The organism is Streptococcus hillyeri (assembly GCF_041081565.1).
GTDB lineage: Bacteria > Bacillota > Bacilli > Lactobacillales > Streptococcaceae > Streptococcus > Streptococcus hillyeri.
Window position 1 is genome coordinate 201729 of sequence record NZ_CP163513.1, and the last position, 19272, is coordinate 221000.

General features: G+C 39.5%; 6 protein-coding genes and 1 pseudogene. 6 read left to right on the forward strand and 1 reads right to left on the reverse strand.

The annotated features are described in order from the left end of the window. The first annotated feature begins 18 nt into the window (after positions 1–18). The 3 genes from AB6M99_RS01105 to AB6M99_RS01115 all read left to right on the forward strand — a co-directional run bounded on the left by AB6M99_RS01105 (position 19) and on the right by AB6M99_RS01115 (position 7193). The gene (locus AB6M99_RS01105; RefSeq protein ID WP_121834995.1) at positions 19–2910 is read left to right on the forward strand and encodes a hypothetical protein; all 2892 of its coding nucleotides are present in this window, start codon (positions 19–21) and stop codon (positions 2908–2910) included. Positions 2911–2966: 56 nt separating this feature from the next. Next, positions 2967–4877, forward strand: a complete 1911-nt coding sequence (locus AB6M99_RS01110) for a transglutaminase domain-containing protein (protein ID WP_369350974.1) — start codon at positions 2967–2969, stop codon at positions 4875–4877. Between the two features lie 234 nt (positions 4878–5111). After that, a complete protein-coding gene (locus AB6M99_RS01115; protein WP_121834998.1) occupies positions 5112–7193 on the forward strand; it encodes a hypothetical protein in 2082 nt (693 codons plus the stop codon). A gap of 410 nt (positions 7194–7603) precedes the next feature. On the opposite strand, the pseudogene AB6M99_RS01120 reads toward AB6M99_RS01115, so the two are convergent. After that, positions 7604–8769, reverse strand: a pseudogene (locus AB6M99_RS01120) (IS30 family transposase). Positions 8770–8964: 195 nt separating this feature from the next. Between AB6M99_RS01120 and pbp1b the strand changes: the two are divergent. The 3 genes from pbp1b (at position 8965) to rpoC (ending at position 19180) form a co-directional block, all read left to right on the forward strand. Further along, positions 8965–11442, forward strand: a complete 2478-nt coding sequence (pbp1b, locus tag AB6M99_RS01125; RefSeq protein WP_369351244.1) for a penicillin-binding protein PBP1B — start codon at positions 8965–8967, stop codon at positions 11440–11442. Between the two features lie 278 nt (positions 11443–11720). Next, on the forward strand, positions 11721–15314 hold the full coding sequence (gene rpoB, locus AB6M99_RS01130; protein ID WP_369350976.1) for a DNA-directed RNA polymerase subunit beta: 3594 nt from the start codon (positions 11721–11723) through the stop codon (positions 15312–15314). A 227-nt stretch (positions 15315–15541) separates the two neighbouring features. Further along, positions 15542–19180, forward strand: a complete 3639-nt coding sequence (rpoC, locus tag AB6M99_RS01135) for a DNA-directed RNA polymerase subunit beta' (RefSeq protein WP_369350977.1) — start codon at positions 15542–15544, stop codon at positions 19178–19180. The last annotated feature ends 92 nt before the right edge of the window (positions 19181–19272 follow it).

The window sequence follows — 19272 nt, forward strand, 5'->3', positions numbered from 1 at the left end:
AAAAGGAGAAGTAACCTAATGAATAACCGTTTATCAAATAAAAGAAATGTCACAAGCGTTTGTGCCTTGGCACTAGCCACAATGTTCTTGTTTTCTAACCATCAACCAGTGATTGTAAGAGCGCAAAGCAATACTGCTACCCATCAAGGGGTAGTAGATAAGTCAAAAGCGGGTCAGATAGTGGAGGATATTCGCTCTGGGAGAAGAGGCCCCCTCTATGCAGGGTATTATCGAACATGGCATGATGAAAAGGCGACAAAGAATAAAGAAGCAGCAGGAAGTAATCCATCCGAAATTGATAAGCCATTGGGGGGACTCAATCGTATGTCAGATGCTCCGAAAGAAGTAGATATTCTTTTTGTATTTGATAGTTTCGTCCATGAGAAAAGTCCTTTTTGGACAACATTGAGAAATGATTATGTTCCTAAATTACATAAAAAAGGAACAGCGGTTGTACAGACAATTGGCATTAAATTTCTAACTGGTGAAGCAGGCCTCTCAGTTGATAGTAAGACTTATCCTGATACTGATGAAGGAAACCAAAAACTTGCCAAAGCTATTGTAGATACCTATGTTAAGGAACGTGGGGTAGATGGCTTGGACATTGATATTGAAGCTCCAGATTATGATGTGGAACAGAAACCTAAAGAGGCCAAACGTGCACTAGCAGTGTTTAAAGAAATTGCTAAATTGATTGGTAAAGATGGGGCTGATAAATCAAAATTATTGATTATTGACACAACCCTTGCGCCGGATAAGAACCCTTTGTTTACAGAAACGGCTAAGTCTATTGATTTCCTTTTACGTCAATATTATGGGAATCAAGATGGAAGTGATGGTTTCAAAAAAATCAATGAAGAATGGTTGCAGTTCAAAGAGCATATTAAGTCGGAACAGTTTATGCCTGGATTCTCATTCTTTGAAGAAAATACCCCGGATAAGAGCCTATGGTTTGATGTTGATCAAGAGGATAGTAATGAAGAAACACGTGCTGAGAAATACGCTAAATGGCAACCTCAAACGGGTGGTCTAAAGGGAGGGATTTTCTCTTATGCTATTGATCGTGATGGTGTTATACATCCAAGTAGGAGACTATATTCCCCTCATCATAAATCAAATGAAAAAGTAAAAACAGAGTATAAATTCTCGCAAAAATTGAAAAAAATGATGACTGATGATGAGCGAAACAAAACGATTTCTGAGAAGGATATCCATGATGAAATACTGCGCAAAGAGATCATGAAGCAAGTAGGAAGAGGTCAAGGTAACTTTGACTTGTTTGATGGAACATTGGTTATCAATAATCCTGAAATTACTTCTCTTAAAGGTTTAGAGAATTTTAAGAATGTTAAGAAGATTGTTATTGATGGTTTGAAAAATATAAAAGAATTGTCTACTAACCATTTTCCAGAAAGTTTAAAGTATGAAAATGGTCAAACGGATTCTGTTATTGAAATTAAAAATATGCCTACTTTGGAAACAATTGATTTGTCTAATTTGAAGATTCAAACATTAGATGGTATTGACTTCAAAAGTATGCCTTTGTTGAAAACGGTTGATATTTCTCAAAATGCTATTGATTTTTCACTTAACAGTAAAGATTATACTACTCTTACGTCTCTCTTAGATAATCGTAAGCAAGTGACTTTTGATAAGCAACGTCCAAAAGGGTATGTTCCAAACCGTTTTGGAAACTCCAAGGTACAATGGGATAAATCTGGGAATGCTATCAATTTGATTGATGCCTTTTTAACTGGTGGTCAGACCGTTAGTGGAAGGACTCTTTTTGATGAGAGAAGTTTTAATGAGATGGTAGAAGAGAAAATTCACGGCCAAACATTCATTGATCCGAACTATAAATTCGATGAATTTAAAGTAAACTATAGTGACTATACTGTTGATATTGTTGATCATCGTTTAGTAAGATCAAAAGAGAAGACTTTGGTGCCCTCTCAAGATTCGGTTTATAAGATTACTTTTAAAGATCCGGCGGATAAAGAAGTGTTGTTTGCAGACGGTGCAAATCAAGCTGTGCTGACAGTTGGTAGTGGTGCAGATACCTTAGATGATTTAGCAGTAGGGGCTAAAGAATTATATAGAACAGGAGTTTCGGATAGTAGATTACTTTTTGATGGAAAATATGAATCAGGAGAGATTTACAAAGAATATCAAGATAGATTTGTTGTATTTGAATTATTAAATCCTGGTGTAGCTCAGTACTGGAATCTTTATAGAAGTGGATATGGAATAGGGGGGTCAAATGGTGATGTAATTCAAGCTAGTTTGAAAATTTTGAAGAATGAAGAGGCGTATTATGAATTACTATCAAATTCTAATATTGCATTAGAGTATTTGAAGAATGAGGATAATTGGCAAGAAATATCAAGTTTTTCTAATGATGTGAGTGGTACTACGCTTTCCTTGCCTATAACTGTGCAACAGGCTCGTATCTTTAAGGTGCATTTTCAAAAATCTTCTGATGGTTATGGGGTTGCGAGTGTCGAACTACAAATTGTAGGGAAAAAACTAGCTAATAATGAGACAATTGTTACTCCAGTGGCCCCTTTAAGTGAGTTAAAAGCAAAACAAGCAGAGTTATCTAAGAAACAAGAGAGCATAGAAGGGACTTCTGAATTTCATGCAATTGCTCAGCAGTTGCATGAAATTAATCGTCAAATAGAGGAATTAGAGGGGAATAGGTCTTCGAGTTGGGAATCTTCAGATGAAGATACGGGTCAGAAAGTAGAGAAAGAATTAGAGCTGAACGTAATTCCTCCTGAAACGGTAGCTCTACAAACGGAAAATTCTTCAGAAACCAATTACATTGATTCAGCATACGAAACTGTTCAAGAGCTTGTCTCTAAAGCATGGAAAGACATCAGTGAGTGGGCTCTTCAATATATTCAATAAAGTAATAAAAGACAAAAAAGTGTTAGGACACTTTTGCAAAGAAAGAAAAATATGCAATGACTTATAAGCAAACAAATATTAAGAAATACGCTCTTAGAAAATTAGCTATCGGAGTAGCCTCATGTGCGATTGGCTGTGCAGTTGTTAATATAGGGTCTCTAAAAGTTTATGCGAATACAAGTGCAGTAGCAACAACAGGTAGCGCTTATGATATTTCGGACATCATTGCAAGAATACCTAAATCCAAAAAAATTGCGGAACGTCAATTTAAGAAAGTCAATTTATCGGAAATTACTAGCATACAAGAAGCTATTAAAAAGGAGAATCCTGAAAACGGAACAGTCCATATCAGTAAGATGCTTGATTCAACTTTTATGGAAATGGATGTTCCTATTAACAAATTAAAGGAAACGTTACAGCAAGAGCGATTTAAAGAATATTCTATTGTAATGCTTGATAGTCAAAAATCATCTTATTTAGCCGGTAGTAAGATTCTTTATTTGATGAAAACTGATGGTAGGATTGTTAATTCTGAGGAAGAGTACAATCAATTAGTGTCAGAATTATTACAGGCGAATACTGTTGAGAATCGTGAAATTTACGCACCATTTGAGTTTGAAAACTCCTACATTGACTTACTCCTAGATGGTAATGGATTAGGTTTGGCAGGTTATCGTAATTCCGTAACCATTAATGGTATCAATATGTATACTGGTAAACTGAGATTAGCTACTTCTGGTGAATCAATTAATAGAACAGAGTTCAGTCAATTAAATCGAACCATTGAAGACTATGCTAATAATGATAAAAAGATTTTGGAGTTAATTTATAAGTCAGGTGCTTTGAATAAGGAAACAGAAGCGGAACGTGTTCAAGCATGGTCTGACTTTATCAGAAAAGAATTTTCTTATGACATTGATGCACTAAGGGACGGAGGAGAAGATTATAATAAAGCTTCTAGTATTTTTTCGGCAGTAGAGCGTAAAATGGCGATGTGTGTTGGTTTTAGTACCCTGTCTGCTAGGGCATATAATATGATGGGGCTTAGAGCTTATGTCGTTCATGGCAAAAGGCAGAATGGTTCACCACATGCTATAACACGTGTCTATTTCGGTAATAAGTGGCATTTTTTGGATACGACAGCTTCGATTGATGGCAACCGTTACGCGTACCTTTTAGATACTTATAAAGAGGCCGATACAAGCGCATTGGCAGGTGAGATGGTTATCCATCGAGACTTTGAAAAGTGGCTAGAAAAACAACGGCCACGTGATATTCTTTTGGTGAATAATGATGTAGCAAAAATTTCTCCAACATCATCAGTTGATTCTTTTGCTGAAAGAACTGAGCTACAAAAAATGTACGACAGAGTTGTATTTGATATTGCCCGCTATAACTATTTAATTACAAAGTTAGAGGAAAAGGCATCACAACCAACAAGTATTATCAGTCAATCCAAAGATGCTGTGCGTGAGTTAGAAATGTATCGCGATGATATTGATGTTTCAGATAAAGTAGTAAAAAGTTACCTGGAATTACTTGACTGGAAAATAAAAGTTTTAGAAAATTTTGCTGGCCAAGTTGAAATTGGATTTGAAATTCCAAAATTTTTAGAACAACGGACAGCAAATAAAGAAGAAACTATTCTTGAAAAGCATATCTCATCAAATGACTCAGATGAAGATAGTCTACATTCTGAAGATGAGCGGATGTCTCCTCAAGAGGATGTTCAAATAAAAAAAGTAGAGAGTACAGTTGAGGAAGTAAAAGAACTTATAGTACCAGAAAGTAATGGTATTGAGGAAAGTAGGCATAATGAAGAAAATTCAGAACTTGTAGAAAATGTGCCGGTTTTGCATGAATCAATTCCAACTAATGATAATTATAGTGACGTAACTTTAGGAACTGTTCAAAATATTATTTTTTCACTTTGGAACGATGTAAGTAGTCTGTTTTCAAGTAACTAAATTATATAGCACCACCTCTACCTCCAAAATAATCATAAAATCCTTAGTAAGTATTATCTACTTATTGAGGATTTTTGGGTTATTGAAGTCTATCTGAATGTGACAAGTAAGGAGTAGATTCAGATTTTGTGAGTCATGGAAATATTTTTAAGATAACATTAATGTCATCTTAAGAGTGTCTTTATGATGGTGTGATAGAATATTACCAAAAAGAATAGAAAGCAGTATTGATTTATGAATGGTAAGGTAAAACAAACAACTAATCGAAAAATAGATTCACAAAAAGTAAAACTTGGGCTCGCTTTAGGTGTTATCGGAGCAAGCTTGGCGCTCCAAAGTTATTATGCTAAAGCAGAAGATATCTTATCTCAAAATTTAACTCAAAATAGTTCATTTTCAAGGTTTCTTGCTGAAATGAACAGGAATCAAAAGAGCTCAAATACATTTAGTAAAGATGGTTTAGGTGTTGATACTGCCTTTGGTAAAATTAAAGATGAGCTTTCAGTTACCAAGCGAACAGCTATTAATGTGCGTGAATTAGGTGGGAATGAAGGGCTTCTTACTCAAGTTGATGTTCAGGAGTTGTTACCTAAATTAAGACATCGAATTCCTAATTTTGATTCAGACTATACTCTCGTGACTGTTAATGGGAAATATCTTTATGATGATGTTACGCTTTACATTGTTAAAAAGTCAGGTCACATCGTTAATTCTATGCAGGATTATAGTAAGGTGCTGCACGACTTAATGAAGAACAGTGGAAAAGAAATGGATGTCTATGCTCCTTTTAATTTAGATGAGAGTCATTTGAATTTATTGCTACAAGCTAATGGTTTTGGTCTAGTAGGAGATCAACATACTATAGCGGTTAATCATTTAAATATGTATCATGGGAAAGTAAAGGTAGCACCAGTATCCGAATATTTCACTCGTGTTAAGTATAAAAATTCTAATAGAACTCTAGAAGATTACTTAGAAAATGATAATAAGATTCTAGAGCTGGTAAGAGCTTCAGGGGCAATGGAACAAGCAACAGAACGTGAAAAAATTACTCAGTGGTCAAACTTTCTAAAAAGTAAGTTTCGCTATGATAGAAGCTTACTAGATATCGGGGGGACAGACAATTATAATATCGGTTCAGATATTTATTCGATTACAGAACGTGATACAGCCATGTGCGTGGGATTTAGTGTTCTATCAGCGCGAGCTTTGAACATGATGGGAATGCGCTCTTACGTTGTTTATGGTAAAACAAAGGATGGTATCGAACATGCTATCACTAGGGTGTTCTTTGATAATAACTGGCATTTTGTAGATACTACAACACCTCTTAATCATTTGGTGCAACTAACGATTGATACTTTCTCTGAGATGGATAAAAACGAAGGTGGCTATACTCCTAACGGAACAATGCGTGTTGACAAGTCTTTTGAAAAATGGGTGGAGAACCAAAATCCTAGACATCTTTTGCTGTTGAACACTGAAAAAGCGCTTTTCACAAATAAACGTTTAGAATATTATATTTCGGATGGTGAAAAGCAACAGTTGTTAAGTTTGCAACAACTATTGAAAGATCGTTATGACTATATTGTATCAACATTAGAGAAATCTCCTCAGAAAAATGAAAACTTGTTAAAAAACATCAAAGGGTTTGTTGATAACATTGAACAGGATATTGAACAAGTTAAGAGCTATGACAAGATGATTGGTAGTGTCGCAGATAAGTATCGAATGACGATTGACCGATTTAATAGCACTGCTGGATCTATTGAAAGAGAACTTGCCATACAAAATTTCAGTAAAAGTTCAGAAATTGAAAAAGATATAAAAGCTATCAGTAAAAAAGCAACAGAAATAGCCGCTATGACTGAAGATAAGTATACAGAGGCGGAAAAAAATGCTTACAGTGACCACGAGGTAGAACAAGAAGAGAAGGTTGTGAAGACTGAAGAGAGTAAAAAACGCTCTAGGCGTTCGTTGCCAAGTGAATCAGAAGAATCAATCAGTCATAAGGAGAAGCAAGAGTCTGATCAGGATGCCCTTTCTCAAGAACTAGAGACGCTAGTTTCTCAAGAAGTTACAACAGAGGAAAAAGTTGTAGTAGAAGAGAAACAAAAGCTAGAAGAGAGCACTCCAATATCAGAAAAAGTTGATCAAGGAAATATCGTGTCAGATACTTCTGAACAGCAAGAATCATCGCAATCAACGGATAGTAGTGGTACAATGTCGTTTGATAATGGTCTTACAACAACACTGGATGTTATTAAAGAGATTGTTTCTACCGTTTGGGAGAGTCTGAGCTGGATTTTGGAATAGCCAATTTATAAAGGCTTCTTAAATGATTTAACAGAGAAATGACAGATAGAATTTAGTACTGGCTGGGTTCTAGTTGTCGTTTTTTATTGGGCAGAATTTGAAGGTTCGTAAACGTCTAAACAGACAAACCCATTAAAGGAGGAGATGACGATTTGGAGGCTAAATTCCCAAACTAACTTCCACCGTCTGTTAAAGTGGAAGTTAATCTGATAAAACCTCTAACAACCAGTGAAACTCCGTGTCAGGGTAAGTTCCACTGGTTTTTATAAAGGTTGATTTATTGCATTTTTAGGCTAATTTAGTTGACAAAAAGGGTACACAAAATCCCCTCATCTGAAAGCGTTTCAGATTAAGTTCCGCTATGGTGGAAGTTAGTGTGAGACGTTTGAGTGGCTTATATTAGGTTGTTTTTAGAATTTGTGTTGGAGTAATTTTGGAGACTGACAGACGTCTTCTGCTGGAATTAAGGAAATGCCGAGTAGTTTAGCCAGTTCTTCGTCATAGGTAAAGGTAAAGAGCTCATAAGCTGATTTCCCATTCAGAGCAGCGCGTTTCACGCTATTCACATGAGAACAGACTAGGTTGATATCGTTCTGAGTTAAGTTGTCAAAAGAAGTTCCCTTGGGTAAAATATCGCGAATAAGTGTGTGATTTTTCTCAATTCTTCCTTTCTGGTCAGAGCGCTTAGGGTCGCAAAAGAATAGTTTAATCTCACCTCTGATATCCATCTCAATGTCATCAACTTTGGCAAACTCTCCACCATTGTCAGTTAGAATGACAGGGAAAACATCGAAGAAATCTCGGTCAGCCTCATAAAGCGTGTTCTTGATAACATAGAAGTGTTTAGCGACCTCAAGAGCGGTTTTATTGTCCAGAAGTCTAGCGAAGATAAAGTTACAGAAAGAGACATTGAAGGTGAGTAATACTTTTCCACCAACCCGTCCAATAACGGTGTCCATTTCAAGCCAAGAGGTCAGCTGTCTATGTGTCAGGAAGTTTTGGAAGTCCTCATAAGAACGCCCTTTTTTAGCTTCTTTAGGGATAGCAGGTAGTGTAGCCTTTCGTCTAGGTTTGAATTTTACAGCTCTAGCCAGATCAATAGGAGCGATAGAAAGGTATCCTTTACGGATGTGTCGATAGACGGTTGAGGAACTGACATCAAGGTTATGAGTTTTAAGGATGTGATAGATGTGCTGTCCCTTTTTCACACCATCGGAGATGACTTTATCCATGTCCCAGAACGTTTGAGAGTTGAGAGGTGTTCCTTCTCGAGCCTCAACGAGGGTTTGTTCGTATTGTTTTTGAGCCTGTTTAGCGAGGTAGAAGATTTTCTTGTAGCCACAATTTTGTCTTCTCTTAGGACATCCGTTACAGACAAATGGGGATTTATCAAGGAGAGGGCAAGGAAGCCCATCATTGGTAGAGGTTTGACCTGTCTGTTACGTTTGACCTCTTTGGAAACGGTAGTAGGATCTTTTAGGATAGTTTGTCCAATGACTTTGAAGGTTTCTCCACGTTCTAAGCCAAGTTGGATGTCATTGCGGTCTGAGAGGGTAAGGTGTTTATATTTTGTCATAGTAAGGACTCATTTCTAACGCAAACGTCTCAGACTTAATTCCACCATAAAAATCCGTTTTAGACTAACTTCCGCTTCGAAAGCTAAAGTGGAAATTACTTTGGGAAATTACCTGACGATTTGGAGAATGTATAAGCCTCGTTGCAAACTGTTAATTTTTATCTTTTTTTGATATAATGAATAATGAGGTATTTTATGAACGATTGGAAAAAGAAGTTTGCTGATTTTTGGCAAGGCTTGAAAAATAAAAACGGCTCCAAAAATTCATCGCGATCATCAAAAAGTGCTGAACGCTATAATTGGAAAGATTATGGCTTGGTTTTTTTGAGAACTTTAAAGCTCTTGGTTGATTTCGCTTATTTGATTCTTGCCTTGATAAGCTTGCTAGGCGCGGGTATTGGTGCTGGTTATCTTGCTAGTCAAGTCGATACCGTGGATGTTCCAGAAACTAAAGAATTGACCGCTAAGGTTAGTGATTTGAGCAAGATTTCTCAGTTGACCTATGCCGATGGAAAACTGATTTCAAAGATTGATACGGATTTGCTACGAACACCTGTTGAAAGCTCTGCTATTTCTGATAATATCAAAAATGCTATTGTCGCAACTGAGGATGAAAATTTTAAGTCCCATAAAGGTGTGGTTCCTAAAGCGATTTTTCGTGCAACCTTGGGCTCTGTCCTAGGTATTGGAGAGTCTAGTGGTGGTTCAACGCTGACACAGCAATTGATTAAACAACAGATTTTAGGTGATGATCCGACCTTTAAGCGTAAGGCGACAGAAATTCTCTATGCCTTAGAGCTTGAGCGGAATATGGATAAGGACACTATTCTCACCAACTATCTGAACGTTTCACCGTTTGGTCGAAATCATAAGGGGCAAAATATTGCAGGGATTGAAGAAGCAGCGCAGGGGATATTTGGAGTCTCTGCGAAAGATTTGACCATTCCGCAAGCGGCTTTCTTGGCTGGTTTGCCACAGAGCCCGATTGTCTATTCACCGTATTTGCCGACAGGTGCCTTTAAGACGGATGAAGACATGACGTTAGGACTGACACGTCAAAAAAATGTGCTTTATAACATGTATCGCGCAGGCATGTTGACCAAAGAAGATTATGAGAGCTATCTTGCCTATGATTTAAAACAAGATTTCAGACAACCAGAAGCAAGGACAACTGACAGTCATGATTATCTCTACTACGCTGTTTTAGAGGAAGCTCAGGAAATCATGTATCAATATCTTATCAAACGTGATAAGGTATCTGAACAAGAGTTGAAAAATGATGCAACCAAGGAGACTTATCGTGAATTAGCCTACCAAGAATTATCGCAAGGAGGCTATACGGTTAAAAGCACCATCAAGCCTAATATTTACAAGGCTATGCAGGATACAGTTGCTAATTATGGTCATCTACTTGATGATGGTACTGGTGAGGTTCAAGTGGGGAATGTCTTGCTTGATAATAGCACCGGAGCTATCTTAGGTTTTGTTGGTGGTCGTAATTATAATACTAACCAAAATAATCACGCTCTAAATTCTCTACGCTCCCCAGGTTCGAGTATCAAACCTATTCTTCCCTATGCTATCGCAATTGACCGAGGTTTAATGGGAAGCGCAAGTATTGTCTCTAACTACCCGACGACTTATTCTAGTGGTCAACGGATTTATCACGTTGGTGATGCAGGGACGAAGATGATTACGCTTCAGGAAGCTTTAAATATTTCTTGGAATATTCCCGCTTTTTGGACTTATAAAATGTTGCGAGATAAAGGTGTGGACGTTGAATCCTATATGACAAAAATGGGATATGATATCCAGGAATACGGTATTGAAAGTCTTCCTTTAGGTGGAGGTGTTGAAGTATCGGTCTTGCAACAAGCTAATGCTTATCAGACCTTGGCAAATGGTGGAGCTTATTTAAAACATTATATTGTTGAATCTGTGACGGCAAGCGATGGAACAGTAATTTTCAAACATGAAAAAAAACCTGTTCAAGTGTTTTCTAAAGCAACGGCAAGCATCATGATGCATCTACTTAGAGGACCGTTGACATCAGGTTATACCACACGTTATTTAAGTGCTTTAAGAGGCGTTAATGGAAATCTTGCCAATGCCGATTGGGCAGGTAAAACTGGAACCACTGATGACTACACAGATTCTTGGCTCGTTGTTACAACGCCAGGAGCTTCGCTGGGTTCGTGGATTGGTCACGATGATAATACACCGCTAGCTGCTGGTACTGGTGTTACCAATATGGCATCCTACCTAGCACAACTAACCAATGCCATTCATGCAGCGGATTCGTCTGTATTTGCGACTAATAAGCGCTTTGAATTGGATTCTAGTGTGATTGGCTCAACCGTTCTAGCTTCAACAGGGCTAAGACCAGGTACTGTGTTGGTAAATGGGAAAAGTATCACTGTTGGTGGTGCAACAACGACAAGTTATTGGGCTAAAAATGGTGCGCCAAGCATGACTTACCGCTTTGCGATCGGTGGAACAAATGCAGACTATACCAACGCATGGGGGGCTTTCATGCCAAACGATTCCAATAAAAATAAACAAGAGTCTCGAACAGACGAAAAAGATAAAGATAGAGACAAAAAGGAAGACACTAAAACGGACGATAAAGAAAGCTCCGAATCGAGTGATGCGGAAAGTGATTCGTCAGAATAAAATAGTTGCTTCTAACAAGAAAATATGATAAAATATCATAAATTATTTGTCGTCTGTTTTCTTGAAATATTGTCCAGGAAGACTTACAGCAGTTAAATCCAGCTTTTATAGTCAGATTTAGCTGCTCTTTTTGTGCTTAATTTTGACGAATTTAAATCTTGTCACAAAGATTTAAAAGTTCTGAAAATTGCAAGAAGGACAAGGAAGTCTGTTAGCTCAGACGTGTAAAAGCTGTGACCTAAGGTCACGTGTCAGATAATAAAAAGGAGAACAATCACTTGGCAGGACATAATGTTCAGTACGGTAAACATCGTACTCGTCGTAGTTTTTCAAGAATCAAAGAAGTTCTTGATTTACCAAATTTGATTGAAATTCAAACCGACTCATTCCAAGAATTCTTGGACAATAGTTTGCGTGAAGTTTTTGAAGACGTACTTCCAGTATCAAACTTCACTGATACAATGGAACTTGAATTTGTTGGCTACGAATTAAAAGAACCTAAATATACTTTAGAAGAAGCGCGTGCACACGATGCTCACTATTCAGTGCCTCTCTTTGTCACTTTCCGTTTGGTTAACAAAGAAACTGGTGAGATTAAAACGCAAGAAGTTTTCTTTGGTGACCTTCCTTACATGACTGAAATGGGTACGTTTGTTATCAATGGTGCAGAGCGTATCATCGTATCTCAGTTAGTGCGTTCACCAGGTGTTTATTTCAACGATAAGGTTGATAAAAATGGTAAAGTTGGCTATGGCTCAACAGTCATTCCTAACCGTGGCGCTTGGCTTGAATTGGAAACCGATTCAAAAGATTTAGCTCACACACGTATTGACCGTACGCGTAAAATTCCATTTACAACACTTGTTCGTGCGCTTGGTTTCTCAGGTGATGATGAGATTTTAGATATCTTTGGTGATGGCGACTTGGTGCGTAACACGATTGAAAAAGATATCCATAAAAATCCAGCAGATTCACGTACAGATGAAGCCCTCAAAGAAATTTATGAGCGTCTTCGTCCAGGTGAGCCAAAAACTGCAGATAGCTCACGTAGCCTTTTGACAGCACGTTTCTTTGATCCAAAACGCTATGATTTGGCAGCTGTTGGTCGCTATAAAATCAATAAGAAACTTAATGTTAAGACACGCTTGTTGAACCAAACTATTGCTGAAAACTTGATTGATGCTGAAACAGGCGAAATTCTTGTTGAAGCTGGTACAGTGATGACGCGTGACGTGATTGATTCAATTGCAGAGCACCTTGATGGTGATCTTAACAAGTTCGTTTACACACCAAATGATTTTGCGGTAGTAACAGAGCCTGTTATTCTTCAAAAATTCAAGGTCGTAGCTCCAACTGATCCAGACCGTACAGTAACTATCGTTGGTAATGCTAATCCAGATGACAAGGTTCGTGCCTTGACAACTGCGGATATCTTGGCTGAAATGTCATACTTCCTTAACCTTGCTGAAGGTATTGGTAAAGTGGACGATATCGACCACCTTGGAAACCGTCGTATCCGTGCGGTTGGTGAACTTCTTGCTAACCAATTCCGTATTGGTCTTGCTCGTATGGAACGTAACGTTCGTGAGCGCATGTCAGTTCAAGACAACGAAGTGTTGACACCACAACAAATCATTAATATCCGCCCTGTTACAGCTGCCATCAAAGAATTCTTTGGTTCATCACAGTTGTCACAGTTCATGGACCAACACAATCCACTTTCTGAGTTGTCACACAAGCGCCGTTTGTCAGCCTTAGGACCTGGTGGTTTGACACGTGACCGTGCAGGATATGAAGTCCGAGACGTTCACTACACCCACTATGGTCGTATGTGTCCAATCGAGACACCTGAGGGACCAAACATTGGTTTGATCAATAACTTGTCAACCTATGGTCACCTTAACAAATATGGTTTCATCCAAATACCATATCGTAAAGTTGACCGTGCAACTGGTCAAGTAACTAACGAAATTGTTTGGTTGACTGCCGATGAAGAAGATGAATTTACAGTAGCGCAAGCTAATTCAAAACTTAATGAAGATGGTACTTTCGCTGAAGAAATCGTTATGGGACGTCACCAAGGTAATAACCAAGAATTCCCAGCAAGTATCGTTGACTATGTAGACGTATCACCTAAACAGGTAGTTGCCGTTGCGACAGCATGTATTCCATTCTTGGAAAACGATGACTCTAACCGTGCCCTCATGGGGGCGAACATGCAACGTCAGGCTGTGCCGTTGATTGATCCTAAAGCACCTTACGTTGGTACAGGTATGGAATATCAAGCAGCGCACGATTCGGGTGCTGCAGTTATTGCCCAACACGATGGTAAAGTTGTTTATTCAGATGCTGATAAGGTTGAAGTTCGTCGTGAGGATGGTTCACTTGATGTTTATACCATTCAAAAATTCCGCCGTTCAAACTCAGGTACTGCTTATAACCAACGTACGCTTGTAAAAGTTGGTGATATTGTTGAAAAAGGAGACTTTATCGCTGACGGACCTTCTATGGAAAACGGTGAGATGGCGCTTGGACAAAACCCAATCGTTGCCTACATGACTTGGGAAGGTTACAACTTCGAGGATGCGGTTATCATGTCTGAACGACTTGTGAAAGAAGATGTTTACACATCTGTTCACTTGGAAGAATACGAATCAGAAACGCGCGATACGAAGTTAGGCCCTGAAGAAATCACTCGTGAAATTCCAAACGTTGGTGAAGAAGCCCTCAAAGATCTTGATGAGATGGGTATTATCCGTATCGGTGCGGAAGTTAAAGAGGGTGACATTCTTGTTGGTAAGGTAACACCTAAAGGTGAAAAAGACCTTTCAGCAGAGGAACGCCTCCTTCACGCTATCTTTGGTGATAAATCACGTGAAGTTCGTGACACTTCTCTTCGTGTACCACACGGTGGTGACGGGGTTGTTAGCGACGTTAAAATCTTTACGCGTGCTAATGGTGACGAGCTTCCTTCAGGTGTGAATATCCTTGTTCGTGTCTTCATTGCTCAAAAACGTAAAATCAAGGTCGGAGATAAGATGGCCGGTCGTCACGGAAACAAGGGTGTCGTTTCACGTATTGTTCCAGTTGAAGACATGCCATATCTTCCAGATGGAACGCCTGTTGATATCATGTTGAACCCACTCGGGGTGCCATCACGTATGAATATCGGTCAGGTTATGGAACTTCACCTTGGTATGGCGGCTCGTAATTTGGGTATCCACATTGCAACTCCTGTCTTTGACGGTGCAAGTTCAGAAGACCTCTGGTCAACTGTTCGTGAAGCTGGTATGGATTCAGATGCCAAGACAGTTCTTTACGATGGTCGTACAGGTGAACCATTTGACAACCGTGTTTCTGTCGGTGTCATGTACATGATCAAACTTCACCACATGGTTGATGATAAACTTCACGCACGTTCAGTTGGTCCTTACTCACTCGTTACGCAACAGCCACTTGGAGGTAAAGCTCAGTTTGGTGGACAACGTTTCGGTGAGATGGAGGTTTGGGCCCTTGAAGCTTACGGTGCGTCAAATGTTCTTCAAGAAATCTTGACTTACAAGTCAGATGACGTTAATGGACGTTTGAAAGCCTATGAAGCTATCACAAAAGGTAAACCAATTCCAAAACCAGGTGTGCCAGAATCATTCCGAGTTCTTGTCAAAGAATTGCAATCTCTTGGACTTGATATGCGAGTTCTTGATGATGAAAACAATGAAGTTGAACTTCGTGACCTTGATGAAGGTGAAGATGATGACGTGATGCACGTTGATGATCTTGAAAAACTTCGTCAAAAACAAGCAGAAGAAGAAGCTCGCCTAGCAGCAGAAGTTGCAGCTGAAAATGGTGAAACACCAAGTGAAGGTGAATAAAACAGTCCAGTGGACTGTTTTATCCGACACTTGGAACTTGAAAAGTGTTGTCAGTCAGTTTGGATGAGTTACTCAGCACTTTGACTGGTGTTTGAAAACACAACATTAAATTTAACGAGAGGAAGAGCTTAATGAGAATAGTCCTTCTCATTAGCTCCTAATACCTCTGAATGCTCTGTCTGAATGTAGCTCTGCTATGTTCAAAAGAAAAAAGAAAGGTAATACTAGTGGTTGACGTAAATCGTTTTAAATCTATGCAAATCACATTAGCCTCACCAAGTAAGGTCCGTTCATGGTCTTATGGTGAAGTTAAAAAACCTGAAACAATCAACTACCGTACGCTCAAACCAGAACGTGAAGGTCTCTTTGACGAAGTCATTTTTGGACCTACAAAAGACTGGGAATGTGCTTGTGGTAAATACAAACGTATCCGTTATAAAGGAATTGTCTGCGACCGTTGTGGTGTCGAAGTGACACGTGCTAAAGTTCGTCGTGAACGTATGGGACACATCGAGCTTAAAGCACCAATTTCTCACATTTGGTACTTCAAAGGTATTCCATCACGTATGGGGCTTACCCTTGATATGAGTCCACGTGCGCTTGAAGAAGTTATTTATTTTGCTGCTTATGTGGTCATTGATCCAATGGATACCCCACTTGAGCCAAAATCACTTTTGACTGAACGTGAATACCGTGAAAAACTTCAAGAGTACGGCTACGGTTCATTTGTTGCGAAAATGGGTGCGGAAGCTATCCAAGATCTTCTTAAACGCGTCGATTTGTCAAAAGAAATCGCAGAGCTTAAAGAAGAGTTGAAGTCAGCAACAGGTCAAAAACGTGTTAAAGCTGTTCGTCGATTGGACGTGCTTGACGCTTTCTATAAATCTGGAAACAAACCTGAATGGATGATTCTTAACATCTTGCCAGTTATTCCACCAGATTTACGTCCGATGGTTCAATTGGATGGTGGTCGTTTTGCCGCTTCTGACTTGAATGACCTTTACCGCCGTGTTATCAACCGTAACAACCGTTTGGCTCGTCTCTTGGAACTTAACGCTCCAGGTATCATCGTGCAAAACGAAAAACGTATGTTGCAAGAAGCGGTCGATGCGCTTATTGATAATGGTCGTCGTGGTCGTCCAATTACAGGACCAGGTAGCCGTCCATTGAAATCTTTGAGCCACATGCTTAAAGGTAAACAAGGACGTTTCCGTCAAAACTTGCTCGGTAAACGTGTTGACTTCTCAGGACGTTCCGTTATTGCCGTTGGTCCAACGCTTAAAATGTACCAATGTGGTGTGCCACGTGAAATGGCAATTGAGCTCTTCAAACCATTTGTGATGCGTGAAATCGTTGCCCGTGATATGGCTGGTAACGTTAAAGCGGCTAAACGTATGGTTGAGCGTGGAGACGAGCGCATTTGGGACCTTCTTGAAGAAGTAATCAAAGAACACCCAGTTCTTCTTAACCGCGCACCGACTCTTCACCGTCTTGGTATCCAAGCCTTTGAACCAGTTCTTATCGATGGTAAAGCCCTTCGTCTTCACCCACTTGTGTGTGAGGCCTACAATGCCGACTTCGATGGAGACCAAATGGCGATCCACGTGCCACTTTCAGAAGAAGCTCAAGCAGAAGCTCGTCTTTTGATGCTTGCTGCGGAGCACATTTTGAACCCTAAAGATGGTAAACCAGTTGTTACCCCATCTCAGGATATGGTACTTGGTAACTACTACCTTACAATGGAAGATGCTGGTCGTGAAGGTGAAGGTATGGTCTTCAAGGACCGCGATGAAGCTGTTATGGCTTACCGCAATGGTTATGTTCACTTGCACTCACGTGTCGGTATTGCTGTTGATAGCATGCCAAATAAACCTTGGAAACCAAATCAACTTCACAAAATCATGGTGACAACTGTTGGTAAAATCCTCTTTAATGATGTGATTCCAGCAGAAATTCCTTACCTTCAAGAGCCAAACAATGCAAACTTGACAGAAGGAACACCTGATAAATACTTCCTTGAACCAGGACAAAACATCCAAGAAGTGATTGATGGCTTAGCAATCAATGTGCCATTCAAGAAGAAAAATCTTGGTAATATCATTGCTGAAACCTTCAAACGTCTTCGTACAACAGAAACTTCTGCTTTCCTTGACCGTTTGAAAGACCTTGGTTACTATCACTCAACTCTTGCTGGCTTGACTGTGGGTATTGCCGACATCCCTGTTATTGATAACAAAGCTGAGATTATTGAAGCAGCTCACGAAAAAGTTGAGCAAATCAATAAAGCCTTCCGTCGTGGTTTGATGACAGATGATGACCGTTATGTTGCGGTTACAACAACATGGCGTGAAGCTAAAGAAGCTCTTGAAAAACGCTTGATTGAGACACAAGATCCTAAGAACCCAATCGTTATGATGATGGACTCAGGAGCCCGTGGTAACATCTCAAACTTCTCGCAACTTGCGGGTATGCGTGGTTTGATGGCTGCTCCTAATGGACGCATCATGGAACTTCCTATCCTGTCAAACTTCCGTGAAGGTCTTAGCGTTTTGGAAATGTTCTTCTCAACTCACGGTGCGCGTAAAGGTATGACGGATACGGCTCTTAAGACAGCCGACTCAGGTTACCTTACTCGTCGTTTGGTTGACGTTGCCCAAGATGTTATTATCCGTGAAGATGATTGTGGTACTGACCGTGGTCTTCTTATCCGTGCTATTACAGATGGTAAGGAAGTTACAGAAACTCTTGAAGAGCGTCTTCAAGGTCGTTACACTAAGAAAACTGTTAAACATCCAGAGACAGGTGCTGTTATCATTGGCCCTAACAAGTTAATCACAGAAGATAAAGCTGCTGAAATTGTTAATGCAGGTGTTGAAGAAGTGACGATTCGTTCTGTGTTCACATGTAACACGCGTCATGGTGTTTGCCGTCACTGTTATGGTATCAACTTGGCAACAGGCGATGCGGTTGAAGTTGGTGAAGCAGTTGGTACAATCGCTGCGCAATCTATCGGTGAGCCAGGTACTCAGCTTACAATGCGTACCTTCCACACGGGTGGTGTAGCCTCAAATACCGATATCACTCAGGGTCTTCCACGTATCCAAGAGATCTTTGAAGCTCGTAACCCTAAAGGGGAAGCAGTTATCACAGAAGTTAAAGGTACTGTTATCGAGATTGAAGAAGATGCGTCAACACGTACTAAGAAAGTTTACGTTCAAGGTGAGACTGGTATGGGAGAATATGTCGTACCATTTACAGCTCGCATGAAAGTTGCTGTTGGTGACGAAGTTGCTCGTGGTGCGGCCCTTACGGAAGGGTCAATCCAGCCAAAACGTTTACTTGAAGTTCGTGACACACTTTCTGTTGAAACTTACTTGCTTGCGGAAGTTCAAAAAGTATACCGTAGCCAAGGGGTAGAAATCGGAGATAAACACGTTGAGGTAATGGTTCGCCAAATGCTTCGCAAAGTTCGTGTTATGGATCCAGGTGATACTGATCTTCTTCCAGGTACTTTGATGGATATCGCAGATTTCACAGATGCTAACAAAGAAATTGTTATTTCTGGTGGTATTCCAGCGACATCTCGTCCAGTCCTCATGGGAATTACAAAAGCTTCTCTTGAAACTAACTCATTCTTGTCGGCTGCATCCTTCCAAGAAACAACACGTGTTCTTACAGATGCTGCTATCCGTGGTAAGAAAGATCACCTTCTTGGTCTTAAAGAAAATGTTATCATCGGTAAAATCATCCCAGCTGGTACTGGTATGGCTCGTTACCGCAACATTGAACCACAAGCAATCAATGAAGTTGAAATCATTGAAGAAGCAGAAACGACAGAAGAAGTGGTTACAACAGAAGCAGAATAAGATAATCGTTGCTTAAATTGGTTTTTTGAATCGATTGGTAGCTGATTTGGAAAATCATAAAACAAGGCGACTCCTGAAGGGGTCGTCTTTTT